This is a genomic window from Streptomyces sp. KMM 9044 (assembly GCF_024701375.2).
GTDB lineage: Bacteria > Actinomycetota > Actinomycetes > Streptomycetales > Streptomycetaceae > Streptomyces.
Genome location: NZ_CP113910.1, coordinates 6,695,574 through 6,718,899 on the forward strand (window position 1 = coordinate 6,695,574; position 23,326 = coordinate 6,718,899).

17 protein-coding genes and 3 pseudogenes are annotated in these 23,326 nt (G+C 68.3%); 10 read left to right on the top strand and 10 right to left on the bottom strand.

Annotation, left to right across the window (positions count from 1 at the left end; genetic code table 11):
- A pseudogene (locus HUV60_RS29890) lies at nt 1–204 on the bottom strand (integrase core domain-containing protein); the annotation flags it as partial.
- Between the two features lie 587 nt (nt 205–791).
- Here HUV60_RS29890 and HUV60_RS29895 point away from each other — a divergent pair.
- The 3 genes from HUV60_RS29895 to HUV60_RS29905 all read left to right on the top strand — a co-directional run bounded on the left by HUV60_RS29895 (nt 792) and on the right by HUV60_RS29905 (nt 3,156).
- Entirely contained in the window at nt 792–1,424 is a 633-nt protein-coding gene (locus tag HUV60_RS29895) for a reverse transcriptase domain-containing protein (protein ID WP_257851333.1), read from the top strand.
- 139 nt (nt 1,425–1,563) lie between these two features.
- Nucleotides 1,564–2,391, top strand: a complete 828-nt coding sequence (locus HUV60_RS29900; RefSeq protein WP_257851331.1) for an HARBI1 family protein — start codon at nt 1,564–1,566, stop codon at nt 2,389–2,391.
- A gap of 288 nt (nt 2,392–2,679) precedes the next feature.
- On the top strand, nt 2,680–3,156 hold the full coding sequence (locus tag HUV60_RS29905) for a group II intron maturase-specific domain-containing protein (RefSeq protein ID WP_257851329.1): 477 nt from the start codon (nt 2,680–2,682) through the stop codon (nt 3,154–3,156).
- Between the two features lie 62 nt (nt 3,157–3,218).
- Here the strand turns inward: HUV60_RS29905 and HUV60_RS29910 are convergent.
- Nucleotides 3,219–4,231 (bottom strand): annotated as a pseudogene (locus tag HUV60_RS29910) (IS3 family transposase); the annotation flags it as partial.
- 129 nt (nt 4,232–4,360) lie between these two features.
- Between HUV60_RS29910 and HUV60_RS29915 the strand changes: the two are divergent.
- Together HUV60_RS29915 and HUV60_RS29920 are read left to right on the top strand one after the other, a co-directional pair.
- Nucleotides 4,361–6,754 (top strand): 2OG-Fe(II) oxygenase, encoded by a 2,394-nt coding sequence (locus HUV60_RS29915; RefSeq protein WP_257851328.1) that lies wholly within the window; start codon nt 4,361–4,363, stop codon nt 6,752–6,754.
- Nucleotides 6,755–6,836: 82 nt separating this feature from the next.
- Nucleotides 6,837–7,046, top strand: coding sequence for a hypothetical protein (locus HUV60_RS29920; protein ID WP_257851327.1), 210 nt, complete (start codon nt 6,837–6,839; stop codon nt 7,044–7,046).
- 229 nt (nt 7,047–7,275) lie between these two features.
- Here HUV60_RS29920 and HUV60_RS29925 read toward each other — a convergent pair whose 3' ends face one another.
- Together HUV60_RS29925 and HUV60_RS29930 are read right to left on the bottom strand one after the other, a co-directional pair.
- Complete coding sequence (locus HUV60_RS29925) at nt 7,276–8,151, bottom strand: undecaprenyl-diphosphate phosphatase (RefSeq protein ID WP_257851326.1); 876 nt, start codon at nt 8,149–8,151, stop codon at nt 7,276–7,278.
- 168 nt (nt 8,152–8,319) lie between these two features.
- Entirely contained in the window at nt 8,320–9,096 is a 777-nt protein-coding gene (locus tag HUV60_RS29930) for a TVP38/TMEM64 family protein (protein ID WP_257851325.1), read from the bottom strand.
- Between the two features lie 421 nt (nt 9,097–9,517).
- On the opposite strand from HUV60_RS29930, the gene tuf reads away from it, so the two are divergent.
- The 3 genes from tuf (at nt 9,518) to HUV60_RS29945 (ending at nt 13,545) form a co-directional block, all read left to right on the top strand.
- Nucleotides 9,518–10,708 (top strand): elongation factor Tu, encoded by a 1,191-nt coding sequence (tuf, locus tag HUV60_RS29935; RefSeq protein WP_257851324.1) that lies wholly within the window; start codon nt 9,518–9,520, stop codon nt 10,706–10,708.
- 103 nt (nt 10,709–10,811) lie between these two features.
- Nucleotides 10,812–11,657: a spermidine synthase gene (locus HUV60_RS29940; protein ID WP_257851323.1), complete on the top strand. Its 846-nt coding sequence runs from the start codon at nt 10,812–10,814 to the stop codon at nt 11,655–11,657.
- Nucleotides 11,658–11,754: 97 nt separating this feature from the next.
- The gene (locus HUV60_RS29945) at nt 11,755–13,545 is read left to right on the top strand and encodes a tyrosine-type recombinase/integrase (RefSeq protein WP_257851322.1); all 1,791 of its coding nucleotides are present in this window, start codon (nt 11,755–11,757) and stop codon (nt 13,543–13,545) included.
- Between the two features lie 135 nt (nt 13,546–13,680).
- Here the strand turns inward: HUV60_RS29945 and HUV60_RS29950 are convergent, their stop codons facing one another.
- From HUV60_RS29950 to HUV60_RS29970, 5 genes are all read right to left on the bottom strand, one after another.
- Nucleotides 13,681–14,733 (bottom strand): IS3 family transposase, encoded by a 1,053-nt coding sequence (locus HUV60_RS29950; protein ID WP_331462058.1) that lies wholly within the window; start codon nt 14,731–14,733, stop codon nt 13,681–13,683.
- A gap of 107 nt (nt 14,734–14,840) precedes the next feature.
- On the bottom strand, nt 14,841–15,140 hold the full coding sequence (locus HUV60_RS29955; protein ID WP_257851321.1) for a hypothetical protein: 300 nt from the start codon (nt 15,138–15,140) through the stop codon (nt 14,841–14,843).
- Nucleotides 15,137–16,333 carry an ISAs1 family transposase gene (locus HUV60_RS29960; RefSeq protein ID WP_257851320.1) on the bottom strand — a complete coding sequence of 399 codons (1,197 nt, stop codon included), beginning with the start codon at nt 16,331–16,333 and terminating at the stop codon, nt 15,137–15,139. Before HUV60_RS29960 ends, HUV60_RS29955 begins: the two co-directional genes overlap by 4 nt.
- 307 nt (nt 16,334–16,640) lie before the next feature.
- The gene (locus HUV60_RS29965) at nt 16,641–17,060 is read right to left on the bottom strand and encodes a hypothetical protein (protein ID WP_257851319.1); all 420 of its coding nucleotides are present in this window, start codon (nt 17,058–17,060) and stop codon (nt 16,641–16,643) included.
- 73 nt (nt 17,061–17,133) lie between these two features.
- Complete coding sequence (locus tag HUV60_RS29970) at nt 17,134–18,726, bottom strand: IS1182 family transposase (RefSeq protein WP_269441258.1); 1,593 nt, start codon at nt 18,724–18,726, stop codon at nt 17,134–17,136.
- A 385-nt stretch (nt 18,727–19,111) separates the two neighbouring features.
- On the opposite strand from HUV60_RS29970, the gene HUV60_RS29975 reads away from it, so the two are divergent.
- Nucleotides 19,112–20,410, top strand: a complete 1,299-nt coding sequence (locus HUV60_RS29975; RefSeq protein WP_269441097.1) for an ISAs1 family transposase — start codon at nt 19,112–19,114, stop codon at nt 20,408–20,410.
- Between the two features lie 136 nt (nt 20,411–20,546).
- On the opposite strand, the pseudogene HUV60_RS29980 reads toward HUV60_RS29975, so the two are convergent.
- A pseudogene (locus HUV60_RS29980) lies at nt 20,547–21,843 on the bottom strand (ISAs1 family transposase).
- Nucleotides 21,844–21,994: 151 nt separating this feature from the next.
- Between HUV60_RS29980 and HUV60_RS29985 the strand changes: the two are divergent.
- Nucleotides 21,995–23,125: an ISAs1 family transposase gene (locus HUV60_RS29985; protein WP_257851317.1), complete on the top strand. Its 1,131-nt coding sequence runs from the start codon at nt 21,995–21,997 to the stop codon at nt 23,123–23,125.
- Nucleotides 23,126–23,326: the final 201 nt, after the last annotated feature.

Here is a 23,326-nt window from a genome sequence, read left to right on the forward strand (position 1 = left end):
CTATGCAGCAGTGGCCAGCGTAATCGATCGTTGTTCGTAGGTGATCGGGCTGATCTGGCCGAGTGCGGAGTGTCTTCTTTTCGTGTTGTAGCGAGTGACCCACCGGAACACCGCGAGGCGGGCCTCGCGCGCCCCTGACCAGCGTTTCCTTCTCTGCAAGGTCTCCCGTTTCAGGCTTGCGTTGAAGGATTCGGCGGCGGCGTTGGTGTGTCCAGAAGGTGATTGTGAGGTTCTGATGTAGAAGACGGGAACGAACAGTTGCCATGCTGTTGTGGAGATGAAGGTAGGTCCTTCGGCATCGGCATGCAGGTGCAGGTGTCAAACCACCATGAGCTGCTGCGGTGAATGAGCCGTGGTGGTGAGCGTCATGGAAAAGCCGTACTAAATATGGCAGGTGTGGGCTGAGAAGGCGAACGCAAGTGAACCGCCGATGACGTGTCGTAAAGCTTAGACGACATCAAAACCAGGGCCTCAATGCTGTCCTGGGACAAGCCAGACGGGAACCTGTTTACTGGTCTGGCGGTGTCCGGCATGAAGGTGGCGCGAGCTCAGTCTGGGCTTCACAACGGAACTGGAGAACTCCTCGACGCGAAACCGCGATCCATGGGTTGACGTGGCTCGCGAGAGGGAGAGGCGCAAGTGGCGAAGAGTCATGAGGGCCGGAGTACCGGTCGCGCGTCGGGAGGGCGGAACGTCCCGTAGTAGTGATGAAACCTCCGTAATAGGGGTGGAGCGAAGGGGACGTGTTGTTGGGTGTCGATCGGCGATCAACCAGCGATGGGAGGAATCGGATGGTCGAGACAAGGCCAGCGGACAAGCCGTTTGATATTCCGAGGCGGCTGGTCTGGAACGCATACCTGAAGGTCAAGGCCAACAGGGGAGCGGCTGGGGTGGATGGGCAGTCTTTAGCGGAGTTTGAGCAGGATGAGAAGAACAACCTGTACAAGCTGTGGAACCGGCTGTCCTCGGGAAGCTACTTCCCTCCACCCGTGAGAGCGGTTGATATTCCCAAAGCCGGCGGTGGGATTCGGAGCCTTGGGGTTCCGACCGTGGCCGACAGGATCGCCCAGACGGTAGTGGCTATGACATTGGAGCCTGAGGTGGAGCAGATCTTCCATCAGGACTCGTATGGCTACCGCCCGAGGCGGTCCGCGCTGGATGCGGTGGAGACGTGCAAGCAGCGGTGCTGGAGGCATCCTTGGGTGATCGACCTTGACATCCAGGGCTTCTTCGACAACGTGCCGCACGGCCCCATCAACGCGGCAGTGGAAAGGCATACCAATCTTCCGTGGGTTCTGCTGTATGTGAAACGGTGGCTAGTCGCCCCCGTACAACAGCCCGACGGAACGCTCGTCAGGCGGGAAAAGGGGACTCCCCAAGGGTCTGCTATTTCACCATTGTTGTCGAATCTGTTCATGCACTGAGTCTTTCCCGGTAAGCGCCCGTCGCTCGCTGTGATCGCGAAGCTGACGCTGCGGCCCGTGCGGTCCCCAAGTCGGGGCAGACGTAAGGCCCCTGGTAGAAACGATCTTGCGACAAATTGTTCTGACCGAGGGGCCTCACGTGTCGACCAGTGTCACATATACCGCGGTGCTCGATGTGAAGCGGTCCACCGCCGAGCACCTGGCCCGGTTGCTGCGCGATCACCGCATCGCGGCCGGAACCCGCAAGGGCAGGCGTGCGCTGGGCTGCTTCCGCCAGGCGGTGTTCGTCCTGCGCTGGTTCATCGACGGCACCCGCCTTTCCCAACTTGCCTGCGACAACGGCCTGTCGGCCTCCACCGCCTACCGCTACCTCCACGAGGGGCTGACTGTTCTGGCGGCTGGGGCACCGGACCTCGCGACCGCGCTGGAGCGCGCGAAGGCGGCCGGGCTGACGCACCTGAACCTGGACGGCACCGTCATCCGCACCGACCGCGTCGCCGCCCCCGGCCCCAACGGCGCAGACCTCTGGTGGTCCGGCAAACACAAGCACCATGGAGGGAACGTGCAGGTCATCGCCACCCCGGACGGCTGGCCGATCTGGGTCTCACCGGTCCGCCCGGGCAGGGAGCACGACACCACCTGCGCCCGCCACCACGGCCTGGTCGACGCCCTCAACCGGATCGCCGCCGAACTGGACATGCCGACCCTCGTCGACCTCGGCTACGAGAACGCCGGCGACGGCTTCCGCCACCCGCACAAGAAGCCCGCCGGAGGCGAGCTGACCGAGGCCCAGCAGACCTACAACAAGGTCATCCGCGGCATCCACGGCGTCTGCGAGCGCGCCAACTCCCTGCTCAAGACCACCTTCAAGGCCCTACGCCGGGTCAGCCTCGACCCCAGCCGCATCACGAAGATCGCCGCAGCAGCCCTCGTCCTGCTCCAGTTCGAATACGACCGCACCATCTGAACGATCACACAACGTCATGATTCATTACTGGGAAAGGCTCACTGGTCGACACGTGAGGCCCCTCGGTCAGAACAATTTGTCGCAAGATCGTTTCTACCAGGGGCCTTACGTCTGCCCCGACTTGGGGACCGCACGGGCCGCAGCGTCAGCTTCGCGATCACAGCGAGCGACGGGCGCTTACCGGGAAAGACTCACTGTGCCAGTGAGAAGCAGGCGATTTTCGTCCGCGACATCATCGAGGGCAGGCTGCTGCAGTTCGGATTACGTCTCCATCCGGAGAAAACCAGGGTGGTGTACTGCAAACAGGAAGGTCGTGAACGGGAGTTCCCGGTCACGAAGTTCACGTTTCTGGGGTATACCTTCCGTCCTCGGGCTGCCCGCTTGCGGGATGGGAGGCTGAAGACCGGCTTCCTTCCCGCAGTGAGCGAAACAGCCATGAAGTCCATGGCGAGGACTATCCGGAGCTGGCGACTGGGGCGCTGTACCGAGCTGAGCTTTCAGGAGATCGCCGCGATGATCAACCCCGTCGTGGCGGGATGGATCAACTACTATGGGCGCTTCTACAAGTCCAGGTTGATCAGGTTTCTGGAACAGCAGATCAATCCGTTCCTGGTGAAATGGGCCCGGAGGAAGTACAAACGGTATCGTCGTGCTTCAAGAAAGGCCCGGAGAAGGCTGGCTGAGATTGCCTCAGCATTCCCGGGCATGTTCGCTCACTGGAAGCATGGCGCGTTGCCCACTGGTTCAACAATGGGAGCCGTGTGAGTCGCGAGGTTCACGCACGGTTCTGAGAGCGGCGGTGGGTGAAATTCCCGCCGCCGACTCACCTCCGCCGAGGTTCCGACCGCCCCACGTGATCTGGTCACGCCGAGTTCGCGGCACACGTTCGCGAACTCCTTCGACGCATACTGGGCGCCGTTGTCGCTGTGGAATATCGCCCCGTCAAGAGTTCCGCCGCGGGTACGGGCCGCAGCCCGGAGCGCATCGGTGACCAGCTCGGTGCGCATGTGGTCGGCGATCGACCAGCCCGCCAGCCGTTTCGAGCAAAGGTCCAACACCGTTGCCAAATACAGGAATTGGCCGTCGCCGATGGGCAGGTAAGTGATGTCGCCGACGTACCTGGTGTTCGGCTCGCTCGCGGTGAAGTCACGCCGCAGTAGATCGGGCACCGGCGTCGCGGACGGCTCGGGGACGGTAGTGCGGACCTTCTTACGCAGATGCACGCCCTGCAGGCCGATCCGGGCCATCACACGCGCGACCCGCTTGTGGTTCACCTCGATCCCGGCGTCCCACAACTCGGCCGTGATCCGCGGGACGCCGTAGGTACCGTCGGACTCCTTGTGGATCTCCCGGATCCGCCGGGCCAGGCGGGCGTCGGACCGCGCCCGCTCGATGCGGGCCGGGGCGCCCTTCAGCCACCGGTAGAACCCGGACCGGGAGACCTCCAGGACCCGGCACAGCCGCTTGACGCCGAACGCGCCGCGATGATCATCAACGAACTGGAAACGGCTCACCAGTTGGTCTCGCCGGCGAAATACTTCGCGGCCCTCCGCAGGATCTCCCGCTCGGTCTCCAGCTCCCTGATCCGAGCCCTGAGCTGCTTGTTCTCCTCTTTCAGCACATCGTCGGAGGGTACATCAACGGCCTGTACCGCCCGCGGCGAGCGACTCGCGGCCGCCGCACGGCCCTGCCGGGTGCGCTCGACCCGCACCCAATTCCGCAGCGTCTCCCGGCTGACGCCCAGGTCCTTGCTCACGCCCTCGAACGTGTTCTTCGGGTCCGACAGGTACAGCGCGACAGCATCCGTCTTGAACTCCGCCGAGTACACCTTCATCACCATCAGTGACATCTCTTCCTCTGGACCCTCAAGGTCCAGTGTCCAAGGTGTCTACGATCCGGGGTGAAGCCCCGCGCTAGGGTTTCCGGGACAGAGGAAATGGCACACTGCCGACCAGGGGAACGAAACACCATGGGACACGGAGCACGCAAGCAACTGGCGAAGCTGCTCGATGCCTCGGAGCGATGCGGGGACTTCAGCACCCGCATCGAGATGTCCGCCCGCGCGCTGCGGATCGAGGTCGACGGCGTCGGGGCGCTGCCCCTGCCGTTGCGCGCTCCGGTCACCAAGAAGCTGATCGCGCAGGCCCGGCAGGCCCGCTTCGGCCGCGGTGAGCAGACCCTGGCCGACACCAGCGTGCGCGATACCTGGGAGATCACCCCGGACCGGATCACCCTGGGCGGCCCCGACTGGGACCGCACCCTGAGCGGCGTCCTCGACGGCGTCCGTACCGCGCTCGGTCTGCCGCCCACCACCGTCCTGCGGGCCGAACCGCACGCGCTGCTCGTCTACGGCAAAGGCCAGTTCTTCCTGCCGCACCAGGACTCCGAGAAGGACGACTCCATGGTGGGCACCCTGGTGGTCTCGCTGCCCTCGCACCACACCGGCGGCGAACTCGTCGTCTCCCACGCCGGCCGGAGCGTCGTCCACCAGGCGTCCCGGGAGAAGCTGACCTTCGCTGCCTTCTACGCGGACTGCCTGCACGAGGTCAAGTCCGTCAAGTCCGGCTACCGCGTCACCCTCACCATGAACCTCCTCGCCGAACGCACCCGCCCGGCCGGCGAGGACGGCGGTGGCCCGGCCGCCGACCTGGCCCACTGCCTGACCGAACACTTCACCGAGCCGGCCGAAGAGCGCTACGCCTACGGCCGCCAGAAAACGGCGCCCCCGAACCGCCTCGTGTACCTTCTCGACCACGAGTACACCCAGCGTGGCCTGGACTGGGACCGCCTCAAGGGTGCCGACGCCACGCGTGCCACCCGGCTCCGCCAGGCCGCCGGGCAGGCAGGCTGCGAGGCGGTCCTCGCATTGGCCGAGGTGAAGGAGACTTGGGACGCCGTACCGCCCTACGACCGCTACGACTACTACGGCGATGTCGAGCACTTCGACGGCTGCGAGGACGAGGAGTGCGAGGGTGAGTGCCTCCTCGACCCCGACGGGGAGCCCGGGTCCGAGCGCCGCCGCAGTGGCGACTTCTCCGACTACGAGCTGGGCGACCTGATCGACGACGAGATCACCCTCGACTGGTGGACCCGCCCCGACGGCGCCGACGGTGAGCAGATCTCCCTGCCCGTCTCTTACGCCGAGGTGTGCGCCACCACCGAGAACAAGGGCCTCACGCCCTACCAGTCCGAGTACGAGGGCTACATGGGCAACTACGGCAACACCCTGGACCGCTGGTACCGGCGGGCCGCAGTGGTGCTCTGGCCCCGGCAACGCTCGTTCGCGGCACGCGCCGAGGCCGGCTCCGAGGGAGCCCTGCGAGAACTCCAGGGCCACCTGGACACCGGGGAGTTGGAGCTGGCGCGTACGCTCGCCCGGTCGCTCGCCCCGATCTGGAAGCATCGCGGTTCGGGTGAAGCGGCCGCTCCACTCTTCACTGCCGCCCTGCACGTCGCGGTGGGACTGGAGGAAGCGGACACCGCCGCGATGCTCCTTGCGCCCTTCGGGGTGGAGACCCTGGGCGAGCGACACGTCCCCGATCTCGCGGAAGCTGCCGCACGGTACGGGCGGACGTGGTCGCGCGAGGCCGTCGGCAGCTGGTTCGGCCCGGTCGCCGCGTACACCGGGGCGGATCGCGCAGCGTGGCTCGAGTCTCTGCCCGGCCTCTGTGCCGCGCTGCGGACCGCTGACGGTGACGCGGTGGCGGCACCGCTGGTGGAGGGCGTGTGGCAAGCGGCCGAGCAGCAGCTCACCGGCTGGCTCGACGTGGGCCGCGAGGCGGAGCGCCGCGCGGGCATGGAACGGCTGGGAGCTCCCTTGGCCCGCATCCTGCAGGCGTGCGACCCGAAAACCGCCGACACGATCGTCACCGCGCTGCGCGGCCTGCCGGACACCGCCCTGGAATGCCTGCTCCCGGCCCTGCGCACCGCGGCCCACCGACCGACGACCGTACGAGACGGGGCACCCGCGGCCCACGCCTTCCAGACGCTCGCCGACCACTGCGAGGCCCGGCTCACCGCGGCCGTCACTCGCCCCGTACGCGCGGCGGACGACTGGTCACTCACCCCGGCCGGTACCTGCCGGTCCGGCTGCGGCCTCTGCCCCGACCTCGACGCCTTCCTCACCTCCCGCACCCGTCGGGTCATGGATTGGCCGCTCGCGAAGGACCGGCGCCGCCACATCCACAGCCGTATCGATCTGGCCGGCCTGCCCGTGTCCCACACCACCCGGCGTCAGGGACGCCCCTACACCCTGGTCCTGACCAAGACGAACGCGGTGTTCACCCGTGAGCAAGCGGCCCGCATCCGCGCCGAGACCGACCTGGCGTGGCTGCGGGAGAAATGGCCCCGGCCCCGCGGCTGAAAGGGGACAGACAAGCCCCGCGGCTCGCGCGCCTGGAACGGCAGTCCGCACCCGGGACGCGGATGCCGCGATCAGCGGCGACATGGGCGCCATCGCCACCGCCGTGTACGGCGCGCTGGGCACCGGCCCGCGCGGTGAGGTGGCTGAGATCACGCACACGTGGGAGGACGTGGAGGCGCGCCTCGGCCGGCTCATCCTCACTGCCGCCGCCGCACTGGACGACCTCACCGGCGATGCCTGGGACACGGTGGATGAGCGGCTGCGTTTCCTCGTGGCGAGGGTCGCGGCCTAGGCCGGACATGAACCCCAGCTGACCCGCTCCACCCTCCGTACGGAAGGGCCCACACGGACGTGCGGGCCCTTCCGCGTCATCCCCTACTTTGCGGACGCACACGCCCTAAGAGGGCGTATCCCGCCTCCCCGGTGGGAGATGAGTGGGAGACAAGTGGGAGATGATCATGGCGTGGCGCTGCAATCAGGCGCCAGGAAATGCTAGATAGCGCTACCTGCGCGGCCCTGGTTCAGCCGCCGGATTCGCCCGCGTGCGGGCTCAGGACCCCCATGCTGACCAGCACAATCACCACCACACCGAGGGCGATGCGGTAGTACACGAACGGCATGAACGACTTGGTGCTGATGAATTTCATGAACCACGCGATCACCGCGTAACCGACCGCGAAGGCGACGACCGTCGCGAAGATCGTCGGGCCCCAGGTGACATGACCGCCCTCGGTGGCGTCCTTCAGTTCGAAGAGACCGGAGGCGAGCACGGCGGGAATCGCGAGCAGGAAGGAGTAGCGGGCCGCTGCTTCGCGCTTGTAGCCCATGAACAGACCGCCGCTGATGGTCGCGCCGGAGCGGGAGACGCCCGGAATGAGCGCCAGGGCCTGGCAGAACCCGTAGATCAGGCCGTCCTTGACGGTCAGGTTGTCGAGCGACTTGAGCTGCTTGGGGGTGCGGTGCCGGCCGCCCTGCTCGTCCCGCGCCGCAAGCCGGTCGGCGACACCGAGGACGATGCCCATGCCGATCAGCATCGCCGCGGTGAGCCGCAGGTCGCGGAACGGCCCCTCGATCTGGTCCTTCAGTGTCAGGCCGAGGATTCCGATCGGGAGCGAGCCGACGATGACGAGCCAGCCCATCCGCGCGTCGGGGTCCCGGCGCAGCTCCTTGTTGGTGAGCGAGCGGGTCCAGGCCGACAGAATCCGCGCGATGTCCTTGCGGAAGTAGATCAGCACGGCGGCTTCGGTACCGATCTGGGTGATCGCGGTGAACGCAGCGCCCGGGTCCTCCCAGCCGGAGAAGGCCGCGGTCAGCCGCAGATGCGCGCTGGAGGAGACGGGGAGGAACTCGGTCAGCCCTTGGACGAGTCCGAGGATGAGGGATTCAAACCAAGACATGAGGCAGTGGTGTCCAAATGCCGATCGCGGAAGAGGAGGACGGGCACGCCGAAGTGCCGTGTGCAGTGATCGACGATCACGCGTGCCGAGTGCGAACAGTAGCGCCCCAAGATGACGGCTTTGACGCCAGGGGCCGGGCGGAGGACCGGCCCGGCGCCTGGCACCGTCTCACCGTGCCCGCAGTTGGTGCCGCTTGCGCCACGCCACCACCGCGCCCAGCAGACCCGGCACGGCGATGCAGGCCAGCGCGATCAGGAAGGCCGGGGACGTCGGCGTCGAGGCGCGGGCCCCGGCGACGACGTAGGCGGCGGTGTTCGGGACCGAGCCGAGCCCCGTCGCCAGCAGGAAGGGCAGCAGACCCATCCGCGAGACGGCGGCGCAGTAGTTCGACGCGGCGAACGGCACCCCCGGGAACAGCCGTGCCGCCAGTATCGAGCGGAAGCCGTGCCGGCTCAGCTGGTTGTCCGCCGCCTTCAGACAGCGCCCTCGCAGCAGCGGACGCAGCGCGTCCTGGCCCAGCGCCCGCCCGAGGCAGAACGCCAGCCCGGCACCGAGCACCGTGCCACCCAGCGCGGCGCCGAGCCCCAACTGGCTGCCGAACAACGCGCCCGCCGCGAGGTTCAGGATCGGGCGCGGTACGAACGCCACCGTGCACACCCCGTAGGCCACGGTGTACGCCACGACCGCCGCGGCGCCGCCGAGCTGCGGCGGCAGGCCGTCGGTCAGCAGTCTCTGCGGCTCCAGGAGCAGCATGGCCGAGGCCGCGGAGGCGAGCAGCACGACCAGCAGGGACAGGCGCGCCCAGGGGGACAGCAGGACTCTGGCGCAGCGGGCGGTGAGGCCCGCCGAGGATGCCGCCGCGGGGACGACGGTGGTGAGCTGTGCGACGGAGGCCCGGGGAGAGGCTGTGGCGGTGCCCCCAGAGCGGTTGGTGGCATCGAGCATCCGGCGACACTAACCGACGAATGTGACCGAACGCCGTAGCGTGCGTCTCATACGTGCCACAGCGGCCGGAACACCCGGCGTGCGACCATCGCGTGTGACGGCCCGCCCGCGTACCGCGGAAAACCGTTCGACGCCGGGCGCCGTGGTCGCCAGAATCGACGACATGCTCCGGCACGCCTTCCTCCTTGCAGCATCCGCCACCGCGGATGCCCCGAAGGCTGCCGTCCGTGTTCCTGCAGTTCCTGCAGCCGCTGGTGCAGCCGCTGTCGACGGAGCCCGAAGCTGACCCTCCCCGGAACGTCCGGCGGACCCCCAGGGGGAGGGTCGGCAGGTTCCTCGGGGTCCCCGTCCCGGCCGCGTGCCCATCCCGCCGCGCCGGGGCCGATCACGCCTCATCACGGAGAGACTCCGAGGTACCGCCATGTCCAAAACGGCGTACGTCCGCACCAAACCGCATCTGAACATCGGCACGATGGGTCATGTCGACCACGGCAAAACCACGTTGACCGCCGCCATCACCAAGGTCCTGTCGGGGCGCGGCTCCGCCGGCTTCGTGCCGTTCGACCGCATCGACCGGGCTCCCGAGGAGGCGGCGCGCGGCATCACCATCAACATCGCACACGTCGAGTACGAGACCGACACCCGGCACTACGCGCACGTCGACATGCCCGGCCACGCCGACTACGTCAAGAACATGGTCACCGGCGCCACGCAACTCGACGGGGCGATCCTCGTGGTCTCCGCGCTCGACGGGATCATGCCGCAGACCGCCGAACACGTACTGCTCGCCCGGCAGGTGGGCGTCGACCACATCGTCGTCGCCCTCAACAAGGCCGACGCGGGCGACGAGGAGCTGACCGACCTGGTAGAGCTGGAGATCCGCGAACTGCTCTCCGCGCACGGCTACGGCGGTGGCTCCGCGCCCGTCGTACGGGTCTCGGGACTGAAGGCGCTCGAGGGCGCCCCGCGCTGGACGGCGTCGATCGACGCCCTGCTCGACGCGGTGGACACCTATGTGCCCATGCCCGAGCGCTACCTGGACGCGCCGTTCCTGCTGCCGGTGGAGAACGTGCTCACCATCACCGGCCGGGGCACCGTGGTCACCGGCGCGGTGGAACGCGGCACGGTCCGTCCCGGCGACCGCGTCGAGGTACTCGGTGCCGGGGTGGAGTCCGTGGTGACCGGACTTGAGACGTTCGGCAAACCGATGGAGGAGGCGCAGGCCGGGGACAACGTGGCGCTCCTCCTGCGCGGGGTGCCGCGGGACGCGGTGCGACGCGGACATGTGGTGGCCGCGCCGGGCAGCGTGGTGCCGAGCCGGAGGTTCACGGCGCGGGTGTACGTGCTGTCGGCCCGTGAGGGCGGCCGTACGACTCCGGTGTCGACCGGCTACCAGCCGCAGTTCTACATCCGCACCGCGGACGTCGTCGGCAACGTCGACCTCGGGGAGACGGCGGTCGCGCGGCCCGGCGACACGGTCACGATGACCGTGGAGCTGGGGCGCGAGATGCCCCTGGAGCCCGGGCTCGGTTTCGCTGTCCGTGAGGGCGGGCGGACCGTCGGGGCCGGCACGGTGACGGCGGTCGCCCGAGTCCTCAGCCCCGAGTCCTGAGTTCCGGCCTGGGCCCAGGGCCCGGGCCGGTCCTGGGGCGCACGACCGGGCGCCCGCACCCGCGTGGGGCGGGCGCCCGGTCGTGCGACGGCACAATGGGACGATGAACGAGCCGATGCCCGTCACCCGCGCCGTCGGTCACGGCACCGCGAAGCTGATGCCCGACGTCGACCGGGAACGGGCGTGGTTGCTGACGGTCGACGGGGCACCGCAGTCCTACGTCGACCTGGACGAGCCGGCCCATCTGGAGTTCGAGTACACCCGGCGGCTCGGGCATGTGCTGGACATCCTCGCCGAGCAGGGGCACCCGCTGGACGCGCTGCACCTCGGCGGCGGTGCGCTCACCCTGCCCCGCTACCTGGCCGCGACCCGCCCCGGTTCCCGGCAGGACGTCGTCGAGTTCGACCGGGAACTGCTGGACCTGGTCGCCGAGCAGTTGCCGCTGCCCGAGGGAGCGGAGATCACGCTGCACGCCGCGGACGCCCGCGCATGGCTGGAGACCGCTCCCGACGCCTCCGCGGACGTCCTCGTCGTCGACGTCTTCGGCGGCTCACGCGTCCCGGCGCACCTGACCTCCGTCGCGTACGTCCGTGAGGCCGCCCGCGTCCTGCGGGCCGGCGGTGTCTACCTCGGCAACCTCGCCGACGCGGCACCTTTCGCCTTCCTGCGTTCCCAACTGGCCACGCTGGGGACGGTGTTCGAGGAGCTGGCGCTGATCGCCGAGCCGGGAGTGCTGCGGGGGCGCCGTTTCGGCAACGCCGTCCTCGCCGCAGCACACCGCCCCCTCGACCTTGCCGCCCTGGCCCGGCGCACCGCGGCAGACGCCTTCCCGGCCCGCGTCGAGCACGGTGCGGTCCTGCGGGACTTCACCGGCGGGGCACGGCCGGTGCGGGACGAGGACGCCGTACCGTCACCCGAGCCCCCCGACGGGGCGTTCGGCATCGGCTGAGCCGTTCGCGCTTTGACCTGCCGATATGGCTCCGCTCTGGCTGGATCGCAACCGGTCGTGGGAACACGGTGGGAACACGAGGGGATACTGTCCGTCCATGGCGAGTGTCATTGGGCGGAGAAACAAGGCCGGGGAGATCGTCAGCTACCAGGTCAAGTGGCGGGCCGGTGGCAAGCGGACCGGCGACTGGCAGACCGAGCGCTTCACTGACGAGGTGTCGGCCGAGGTCTTCAAAGATGCCGTCGACGAGGCCGGTCAGAACTGGCCCCCCGGCTGGGTGAAGGGCAAGGGCTATGTTGACCCGGAGGCCGCCGACAAGTCGAGTTACCGATTCGAGAACTGGGCCCGGCGGTCCATCGCGAACCGCACGGCAGGCGACTACTACAAGCGCCAGCGCCTCAGGTCCCTGGAGATGTACATCTTCCCCACCTTCGGCCACTGCGACATTCGGTCCACCGAGCACTTCAGCAAGGCGACGGTCGGCGCGTGGATCAACACGATGCGGCAGACGAAGGTCCGGCGCGGGGGCGGCAAGCCGAAGGACATGTCCCCGGAAACCCTGCGGGGACTGCACAAACTGCTTTCGTCGGTCCTGAAAGAGGCCGTGGTCGCCGAGCCGCCCCTCCGAAACCGCAACCCCTGTGATCTGACCCGGCTCCCGAAGGACGACGATCACGGCATCGGGGACGCTGACGGCGATGACCAGATGGAGTTCATGACCCCCAACGAGGTCGCCGGCCTGGTCGCTTGCTTCCCCCGCGCCTCGGACCGGATGCTCGTACGGGCCGCGTACGGCACCGGGCTCCGGTGGGGCGAGATCACGGCCCTGGCCACCCGGCATGTACGCAGCCCGGTACGGGACAAGTATGAGGTGCGCGTGCCCCGGGCGTGGAAGCGGAGGACGCCGTCGGACTTCTACCTCGGTCCGCCGAAGACGAGGTCAAGTCGGCGAACGGTCGAGATCACGGCCGGCCTGTGGCGGGAACTCCAAGAGTTCGGGCTTGCCGAGGCGGAGAAGGACGAGCTCGTGTTCTGCGGCCAGGACGGCGAGCGGACCAAGTACGCGACTTTCTGGGAGCGTTGGAACCGGGCGGTCGCCAAGGCCAAGAAGCAGGGTCTGTTGCCCGAGTGGAAGTTCCCGACCTTCCACGATCTGCGGCACTCGCATGTCGCTGTGCTGTTGTCGGACGGACACAGCTTGACCTACGTGCAGCGACGCCTGGGCCATGAGTCGATCAAGACGACCAGCGACCGATACGGGCACCTGCTGGAGACGGCGCACACGGCTGCTCTGTTGACCCTCGACCGGGTCATGGGGATTACGTCTCCGGTCAGCGCTCAATCGGCGGAGACCGACCGTGGGGCCGAAGGGCGGCGGGCTGTGTATGTCGCGCACGTCGGACTCCGACAGCTCGGGTTCTGGCAGGCCGAGCACGCCGAGGAGCTGGCGGAGCGGTGGGCGCGCGAGCGTGGCGGCGCCGTCCGCGTCGAGCGGATGAGCGCGGACTGGTGGATTCGGTCCATGTGCGGGCAGGTCGGCTCCGACAACGGGCTCAAGGCCGTGCGGGAGGAGCTGCCGGGGCGGGCGTTCGTGTGGTCAGTGGGGCCGGCGCTGTACGACGTGGACGGTACGGAGTGCACGCGGAACCCGGGGGCGCACCAGCCGGCCGGGCGGTGGGTGTGGGAGTTCGAGGAGGACTACACCGATGAGCCGTCTCATTCCGTGACCGAGTGGCGGCCGGGCCGGGAGGCGCTAACGGAGGCGCGGGCGTGGGGCTTGGACCAGGAGGCCGTCCAGGCGGCCTACGCGGTTGCTCGGGCGGACGCGGTGCGTACGTGCGGGTTCCATTCGGAGCGCGGCGTGGGGGAGAAACAGACGGTGTCCTGACGGCAGTTACGCGTAAGGCCCAGGCGATTTCTCGCCGGGGCCTTTCTGTTCGCCGGGCCGGTGCTAGGCCGTGTATCGAAAGTGGATCATGCGCATAGCGGAGCCTGTCAATTTTGGTGAGTCAGGATTTTGCGGCTATCCCTGAGCTGGGATCTCTGCGTCGGGGTGACGCGGGTCGGTCGGCTTGTTGATCCAGACGGTGCCGGGGAGTTTCGGGGGTTCGGGGGCCTTGCGGACGAAGCGTTCGGGGTGCCGGTCGTAGACGGAGGCCAGGACGTCGGCACGCATCTCGCGGAGTTGGTCGGCGAGACCGAAGTGGACGTCGAAAGGCGTGTGCATGCTGATCCCCGAGTGTCGGTGCGCCAGGTTGTACCAGTCGAAGAAGTCTTCGCACCAGGCGCGGGCGTCCTCGATGCACCCGAACCGGTCCGGATAGTTATGGCGGTATTTGAGGGTTTTGTACTGGCTCTCGCTGAAGGGATTGTCGTTCGAGGTTTTCGGGCGCGAGTGCGACTTGGTGACGCCGAGGTTGGACATCATCTGTGCGACGTTCTCGGCGACCATGGGCGAGCCGCGGTCGGAGTGGATCGTCAACTGCCCTTCTCCGATGGTGTACTTGGCGATGCTGGAGGACAGGAACTGCTCGGCCAGCTCCTTGTTCTCGTGACCGGCGAGCATCCAGCCCACCGTGTAGCGGCTGTAGATGTCCACGATCGTGTAGAGGCAGTAGTAGCTGCCCTTGACCGGACCCTTCAGCTTCGATATGTCCCACGACCAGACCCTGTTCGGGCCCTCGGCGACCAACTCCGGTTTCTTGCGCGGCGGGTGGGTTGCCTGCCGGCGCCGTTCGCGGACCTCGCCGTGCCCGCGCAGCAGCCGGTACATCGTCGACTCCGAGCACAGATAGATGCCCCTGTCCAGCAGGACCGCGTAGATCTCGCCGGGCGCCATGTCCGCGAACTCCTCACTGTGCAGCACGTCAAGCACCTCCTCCCGCTCGGCCGCCGACAGCGAACGCGGGTGCGGCCGACGCTCGGCACGCGGCCGCACCGGCGCCGGGGACCGGCGATGATGCCGGTAGTACGTCGCCCGACTCACCCCGAGCGCGGCACATGCCCGCACCCGGCCGACCACACCTGCCAGCTCCTCCAACGCCGCAACCCTGGCCCGCGCGAAACCGGCCCGCACCTCCTCGGCTCCGGCTCCGGCTCCGGCTCCGGCTCCGGCTCCGGCAGGATCTTGGCCGACCGTCACTCCGGCGCCTGCCGCCGGGTCCAACTCCTCGCTGGAGATGGCTATTTCGTCTCGCCCGTGCTCGTCGCACCGCCAGTGGCGAACTGGTCCAGCAGTGCCGAGAGTTTTGACTGGACCTCGATCACCGTCTGGGCCTTGCCCAGCTCGTTCTCCAGCCGGGCGACCTTCGCCTCCAGGCGGGCGATCTCCTTGTCCCGCGGATCGGCCTTCGGCCGCCCCGCCGGCGCGGCGAGCGCGGCCTTCGCGCCCGCGTCCCGCTGCTCCCGCCAGTTCGCGATCAGCGACGAGTACAAACCCTCCCGGCGCAGCAGGGCTCCCTTGCCCTTCCAGGGCTTGATCAAGTTCCGTGAGTGCCGGGGTTGTTGGTAATGCCCAGGATGGCGAGTGCTCGTTCGGGTTCGTGGCGGATGGCGCGGGTGGTCTTGGCGATGTTGTCGGCTCCGAGGAGCTTCAGGGTGCCGATGGCGAGGTTGCGGAAGGTGGCCATGGCGCGGGGCGCGTTGCCGGCGTGGACGGTCGAGGCGTCCTCGGCGAAGGTGACATCTCGGATGTAGTGGGAGGAATTCTCGATTCCCCAGTGCCCGCGAATGGCGGCGGCGAGGTCGGCGGGGCTGGTCTGGTGGATATCCAGGCTGGTGACGGCGTACACGCTCTCGCGGCTCTCGGGCTTGTCGGTGGGCTTGCGGCGGCGGTGGACGCGGATGGCAAGGCGGGCGTGCGGGAAGGCGATCCCGCCGAGGCTGTCGGCGATGGAACAGGTCTTGATCGAGCGGGACTCGCGCCGTCCGTGGGCGGCGCGGGAGGCGGTGTGCTGGACGCTGATCGATGCCCGGGGCAGGGCGGCGAGCTGGGCGTACGCGGTGGGCTGGTTGGTCTTGATGACCGCGATGCAGTGAGCCTTCTTCGTCTCGACCAGCCAGGTGATGTTGGCCTTCACCGAGTGCAGTGCATCGAAGGTGACCACGGCGTCAGCGAGGTGGAGCGGTGCCAGCAGGGGCTTGAAATGCCGCGTCTCGTTGGTCTTCGCACCGACCTCGACCTGTGCGAGTGTGGCGACGGGGTGGTGCGTGACCGCCGAGAGCAGGTGCCGGCGCGGCGCATCGAGGCGGACCGAGCCCCTCGGCGCCTTGCCGTCCACGGCGATGACCCGCCGCCGTCGGACAGTCGGCGTATCCACGCACGCGGACTTGCGGTGCTGGTCAGCGAGGTAGGCGCCCACAGCCTGGTCCAAGGCGTCGCCGTCGAGCGCCATGAGGACGCGTCCGATGGTGACCGGTTTCGGGCCGCGCCGCCAGCCGAGCGGGTGACGGCGGATCCCGAGGGTTGCCAGCAGGGTGTTCGTGGCCCGCTCGGCGAACTCGGCGATCTCCTCCAGGCTCTTCGCGCCGGACACGGCCGCGCAGGCACACACGAGCAGGACCGATACCAGTGAGTACCAGCGGCCCCGGCGTGAACGCGGATCGGGCACCGACTCGAGGTAGGGGCGCAGGTCAGCGATCCGGTCCGCATCCAGCGGACCCAGCTTCTCCAGCACGGCAGGGATAGGGGAAGATGCAACGGCAGGCACGGGACATCCTCGTGATCATCTGGCTTAGTCACCACAATGATCACGAACCCCCGTGCCTGCACTGCTACCCGCCTCTACCAGCCCTGATCGTCAACCACCCTCGCATCCAGGGAACTTGACGGAGCCCTGCCACGCCATGCCCGGCATCGCCCGCCTGCACAACATCACCCTCGCCGGATGACGGAGAAACGGCAGGTCATCCCGCCCGTCAGAGATCATTTACGGGACAACGCTTAGCGGTAGCCGTCCGCTGACGTTGCCGTCAGCGTTGCCGTCAAACGCCCCGCGAGGGGCCGTCGGAGCTGGAGGAGTTATGCATCGCGTCAATTTCGTTGCGAAGCTGCTCCAGCTCCTCTTCGCTGGGGTCGAAGGGCGCAGAGCAGGTCTTCAGAACCTCAAGCTTCTGGCTGACTTCCCATTCATCCCACGTTTCCAACGATGAAGCGTACCGGGCGATCACGCCCCTCTCGTACTCTCTCGTGGACCACCTTCGCCAGGATTCCCATCGCGCCACCCTACGCGAATCCCCGATTCGCTCACTTTCCATGATGATCGAATCGACAATCCGGCGATGTGCTGCCGCAAGCCTAGGGCTACCGAAATACGGCTCGGGAGGTTCCTCGTCCTCGAACTTCAAGCGCACCAGCGCTGAAGCCAGCGTCTCCAGCTCCTCAAGGGCTAGCTCTACCTGCATAAACCTCTCCTAGAAGGCCACTGAAAATCTTGTGGAGGGGCTGTTCGGCCGCAGGCCGGGCGGCCCTTCTTCGTCATGGGGTGGTTGGGGCGAGGTGCCAGGTGCCGCTGGTTCGGGTGAGTCCCAGGTTGATCAGTCGGCGGAGGTTGAGGGCGGCGGCGCGGTGGTGGAGCGCGATGTTGTTGGCGATCACGCCTCGGTAGCGGACGCGGCGGTGGCCGTGGGCGACGAGCCAGGCGATGGCGCGTTCGACCGGGGGCCGCCAGCGGCGGTATTCGTCCTGCCAGGCGGTGTCGGTGGTGGCCTGGTGCCGGGCGGCGGTCAGCAGCCCGTGCTGGGGGTGGACATTGACGACCCGTCCGGCCTTCGAGGTCGTGCAGCGTTCCCGCAGCGGGCAGCCGGTGCACAGCCGTTTGAACTGGGCGGTGCGGGCGCCGTCGGCCTTGGGGCGGCCCAGATTCGCGGTCTGTCCCGCCGGGCAGGTCACGGTGGCGGCGCCGGTGTCGACGTGGAAGTCGTCGATGGTGAAGCCGCCGGGGACGGCCTGCCGCAGCGGCGGCGGTTTGATCACCAGGACGTGGCCCTGGGCGGTCAGCTGTTCGCGCAGGCTGCCGGTGCCGTAGGCGGAGTCGCCGAGCACGGTCAGCGTCTCGCCTTCGCTGTGGTCTTCGTCGGCCAGCAGGTCCAGCGCGACGGCGGCCTCGTGGTTGTCCGGACCGTAGCCGCCGGTCAGCGCCACGGCGGTGAACAGTCCGGCCTCCGGCTCGAAGGACACGTGCCCGCGGTAGCCCTCCTGGTGGCGGGTGCGGTTCTTGTGGATGTGCCGGGCATCGGCATCGACGGTGGACACCGTCCGGTCGGGCACGGTGCGCCGGGCGATGCGCCAGCGTCCGTCGCGGCCGTCGGAGTCCTCGGCCGGCTCCACGTCCTGGCCGGCGACCAGGGCGAGCAGGCCCACCGCGTTCGCGGCCCGCTCGCCCAGCTCGCGGTCGGGCAGCCGGCCGAGCAGGTTGAGTGCGTCGGACACCAGCGCGTCGACCAGCGCGGCGCGGGCGGCCTCGTCATTCCAGGCGATCTTGGGTTTGCCGGGGTCGGTGTAGTCGTGCGCGGTGCACCACCGGCCGGCGATCTCGCCGGCGCCGGGGACCTCGCGGATCACCCGGCGGATCGCGGACACCAGCTGGGTGACGGTGTCCTGGGTGGCCACCGCATAGTCCAGGACCGTGGAATCCAGCGCCCGGCGCTGCTTTCCCTTGAGCACGCCGGTGGCCGCCACCACCTCCCTGACCTTGGTGAAGATCCGCATCGGGTCGGCCGAGCGCGCAAGTCGGCGCCGGAAGTAGGTCAGCAGCGAGGGATCGAAGGCGGTGTCGTACAGGCCCAGCCCGCAGGCGGCCTTCCAGCGCAGGTCACAGCGCAGTTCCTGAACCGTCTCGAAGTCCGACAGCCCGGTCAGGCTCTGCAGTACCACCGTCGCGGCCAGCACCTGCGGCGGCAGGGACGGCCGCCCGTTGGCCGACGGATACATGTCCGCGAAGAACTCCGAGGGAAAGAGCGCCTCACGGTGCTCGGCCAGGAACGCGAACACGCTTCCCGCCGGGATCAACTCCCGGCAGGTCTCCCACACATCCGGCCCGACCGACTCACCGGCCCATTCCCCCTGCATGCCACAAGACTGGCCCCGGACCTACCGGTCCGGGGCCAGAACGCAAAAGATTTTCAGTGGCCTTCTAGCCAAACAGGTTCGGGCCCAGGGCTCCGTCAAGTTCCCTGGATGCGAGGGTGGTTGACGATCAGGGCTGGTAGAGGCGGGTAGCAGTGCAGGCACGGGGGTTCGTGATCATTGTGGTGACTAAGCCAGATGATCACGAGGATGTCCCGTGCCTGCCGTTGCATCTTCCCCTATCCCTGCCGTGCTGGAGACACGGCCCCGGCGTAGTTCTCCCTTGAGTTGTTCTGCCCCGGTTTGATGTGGCTGGTTGCAGGACGAGCGCGACTTCTGATGATCTTTCAGGTCTCTACGCCAAAAGATCGTCACAGGAGTCGCGCTCGTGCCCGTATCTTCGCCGATCCCCCCTGCCGTTGGCCAACTCGCCGACCTCGCCCTGTGGGAGGCCGAGCTCGCCACCGGCCCTGCGGCAGTGGAGTCCAAGCTGGTCAGCAGGTTGCGGCAGGTCCCGGACCTGCGCGCGAAGCGTGGCCGACGCCACGCCCTCGCGGTGATCCTGACACTGACCGCGTGCGCGACGCTGGTGATCGGCGGCGACTCGATCGCCGCGATCTGGCAGTGGGCGACCCGTGCCCCGCAAGCGAAACTGGCCCGCATCGGTGCCCGGTACGACCCGCTGGCCGGCCGCTACCTCGTGCCGAGCGAGCGCACCTTCCGGCGAGTGCTCGCCCATCTGGACGCCGACGCCCTGGACGCCGTGACCTGCGAATACACCACAGACCTCGCGCGCGGCACCGTCCCCGCGCCCGAGATCCCCGCCACCCCGGGACCGGTGGAACGCGAACAGCGCCGCGCCGCTCAACGCTCAGCCGAGCACCCGGTGCCGGACGGGCTGCTGCCGACCGCCGCCCTGGACGGCAAGGCCCTGGCCGGCGCCCGCACCGAGAGCGGACGGGTCTTCCTGGTCGGCGCGATCGACCACACCAGCGGCGCGGTCCTGGGCCAGAGGCAGGTCCCCGACAAGCGCGGCGAGGGCGAGGCCGCACGGGCCCTGCTCACCCGACTCGACCTGCCCGGAAGGGTGTTCACCCTGGACGCGCTGCACACCACGAAGAAGACCGCCCGCCTGATCACAGGCCCTCTCCACAGCCACTACGTCCTGATCCTCAAGGGCAACCAGCCCCTCGCCCACGCCGCCGCCCAGGCGCTGCTGACCGGCGCGGACGCCGACTTCACCGAGACCACCGCGATCGACGACGACCGCGGCCACGGCCGCACCGAACGCCGCACCCTGCGCACCGCACCCGCCGACGACACCCTGTTCCCCGGCGCATCCCAGGTCTTCCGCCTCCGCCGCGACACCGGCAACCTCGACGACGAATGGACCAGCAAGGAGATCGTCTTCGGCGTCACCAGCCTGCCGCCCGACCTCGCCGGCCCCGCTCACCTCAACCACTACGAGAGAACCCACTGGACTGTGGAAAACAAGATCCACTGGGTGCGGGACGTCACCTTCCGAGAAGACAACTCCCAGGTCAGGACCGGTACAGCACCCCGAGCCCTGGCCGGCTTCCGCAACCTGGCGATCAGCACCATCCGCCTCGCCGGACGCGCCAACATCGCCCACGCCCGCCGCGACCTCCTCCGCCACGAAGACGCCTTCGCCGTCTACGGCATCTGACCAACCACCACGGGACCGGACATCACACAACTACGCCGGGGCCGTGGTGCTGGAGAAGCTGGGTCCGCTGGATGCGGACCGGATCGCTGACCTGCGCCCCCAGGGCCCCGGCGAGTGCCTGGATCGTCCGGTTTGATCATGTGATGCCGTAGAGGGCGAGGGCGCGGGGGCGTTCGGTGTGGGCTCGTCGTCCGGCGGCGGTGTTGATGTAACCCGCGAGCTTGAGTGTGCTGCGGATCAGGTCGCGGAGGGCTGCGAGTACGGCGGGCGTGTTGTGGGTCCTGACCTGAGACTTGTCCTCGTTGAAGGTGACATCGCGGCACCAGTAAACGGTGTTTTCCACGGTCCAGTGCCCGCGAGCCCAGGACGCGATCTCGGCGGCGTTCGCTTCCTCGGCGGGCAGGTCGGTGATCGCGTAGACGGTCTCGCTGGACCACTTCTTCGCCCCTGTAGAGGCGGCGTCTGCGCTGGATGCGCAGGACCTGGGCCGCGTGCGGGAAGAGCAGGCCGTCGACGGTGACGACCTGCACGAGCCGCTGCTCGTGTCGGCCGTGGCCCCGGGCGTCGTCACGGTGGATCACGGGGATCTCCTTCCAGGGCAGGGCGTGGAGCTGACGGGCTTGTGCGCGTTGGTTGTTCTTGATGGTCAGCAGGTAGTGCGCGCCGCGTTCGTGCAGGTAGGTGGCGTGGTCGCGTGGGGCATGGAGTGCATCGGCGGTGACGATCGTCCCCGCGAGATCTGCGTCGTCGATTCCGTCGAGGAGAGGGGCGAACTCGGGGATTTCGTTGGTCTTCGCGCCGATCTCGCGGGAGGCGAGCGTGACGCCGTCGCCGTGGCGGACGGCGGACAGGACGAAGACCCGGCTGCCGTCCGGGCGGCGGGCGCCGCGCAGGCACTTGCCGTCCACCGCGATCGCCCGCCGCCGGATGCGTACCGGATCGGCGTGGGCGGCTGTCCGGTGGGCCCGGCGCTGTTCACGCTCGGTGCCGCCGTCGGGCATGACCGGTTCCGGCCGGCGGGGCCGTGGGGACAGCAAGGGCCGAAGGTAGCCATAGGCCGCCGCGCTGATCTCGCCGGGATCCAGGCGTCCCAGGACGCTGCGCAGAGTCTTCTCGCTCGGCACCCGGTAGCGGCCGAGGAGCGGATGGTAGGGCAGGCCGAAGGCAGCCAGTTCCTCCGGCGTCGCGCGTCGGCACCACTTCGCCGCCGCGGTGATCGAGTCGTGTCCGGACGGGGTCATAGCGCAGACCATCAGGGCCAGCAGCGAGGAGAGCCGGTAGCGCACCCCGCGCGCCCCTCTCGGATCGGTGACCGACTCGAACTCGACGATCAGGTCACGGACTTGGTCCTTGGCGGCTCCCTCGCCGAGGGCTTCCAGGCGGGGCACCGCGCAAGCGGGGGCAGCGACAGGGGATGATGGAGGAACGAACACGGCACCTTCGTGGATCTTGAAGCGGAGAGAACTCCATGATCCACAGGTGCCGTGTTCACCTGCTTCCCGGGCCCACCCTCCAGATCAACACCCCAGAACAGGATGTTCCCGACACTCGCCGGGGCCCTGCCTGCGCCCCTACCTCGAGTCGGTGCCCGATCCGCGTTCACGCCGGGGCCGCTGGTACTCACTGGTATCGGTCCTGCTCGTGTGTGCCTGCGCGGCCGTGTCCGGCGCGAAGAGCCTGGAGGAGATCGCCGAGTTCGCCGAGCGGGCCACGAACACCCTGCTGGCAACCCTCGGGATCCGCCGTCACCCGCTCGGCTGGCGGCGCGGCCCGAAACCGGTCACCATCGGACGCGTCCTCATGGCGCTCGACGGCGACGCCTTGGACCAGGCTGTGGGCGCCTACCTCGCTGACCAGCACCGCAAGTCCGCGTGCGTGGATACGCCGACTGTCCGACGGCGGCGGGTCATCGCCGTGGACGGCAAGGCGCCGAGGGGCTCGGTCCGCCTCGATGCGCCGCGCCGGCACCTGCTCTCGGCGGTCACGCACCACCCCGTCGCCACACTCGCACAGGTCGAGGTCGGTGCGAAGACCAACGAGACGCGGCATTTCAAGCCCCTGCTGGCACCGCTCCACCTCGCTGACGCCGTGGTCACCTTCGATGCACTGCACTCGGTGAAGGCCAACATCACCTGGCTGGTCGAGACGAAGAAGGCTCACTGCATCGCGGTCATCAAGACCAACCAGCCCACCGCGTACGCCCAGCTCGCCGCCCTGCCCCGGGCATCGATCAGCGTCCAGCACACCGCCTCCCGCGCCGCCCACGGACGGCGCGAGTCCCGCTCGATCAAGACCTGTTCCATCGCCGACAGCCTCGGCGGGATCGCCTTCCCGCACGCCCGCCTTGCCATCCGCGTCCACCGCCGCCGCAAGCCCACCGACAAGCCCGAGAGCCGCGAGAGCGTGTACGCCGTCACCAGCCTGGATATCCACCAGACCAGCCCCGCCGACCTCGCCGCCGCCATTCGCGGGCACTGGGGAATCGAGAATTCCTCCCACTACATCCGAGATGTCACCTTCGCCGAGGACGCCTCGACCGTCCACGCCGGCAACGCGCCCCGCGCCATGGCCACCTTCCGCAACCTCGCCATCGGCACCCTGAAGCTCCTCGGAGCCGACAACATCGCCAAGACCACCCGCGCCATCCGCCACGAACCCGAACGAGCACTCGCCATCCTGGGCATTACCAACAACCCCGGCACTCACGGAACTTGATCAAGCCCTGGCCCTTCTTGTCGAGTGTCTCGTACTCGGCGAGGATCCTCGCCTTGTACTCCGCGGAATACCGGCGCGGACCGGCTGAACGGGGCTCTACCTGCGGATCAGGGGTCCCGTGGTCGTTGATGCTGGCCACTTGGGCACTACTCCTTCTCCACCCTCAACCTCGTGTATTCAGCTACGAGGGCCGTCCGTCAG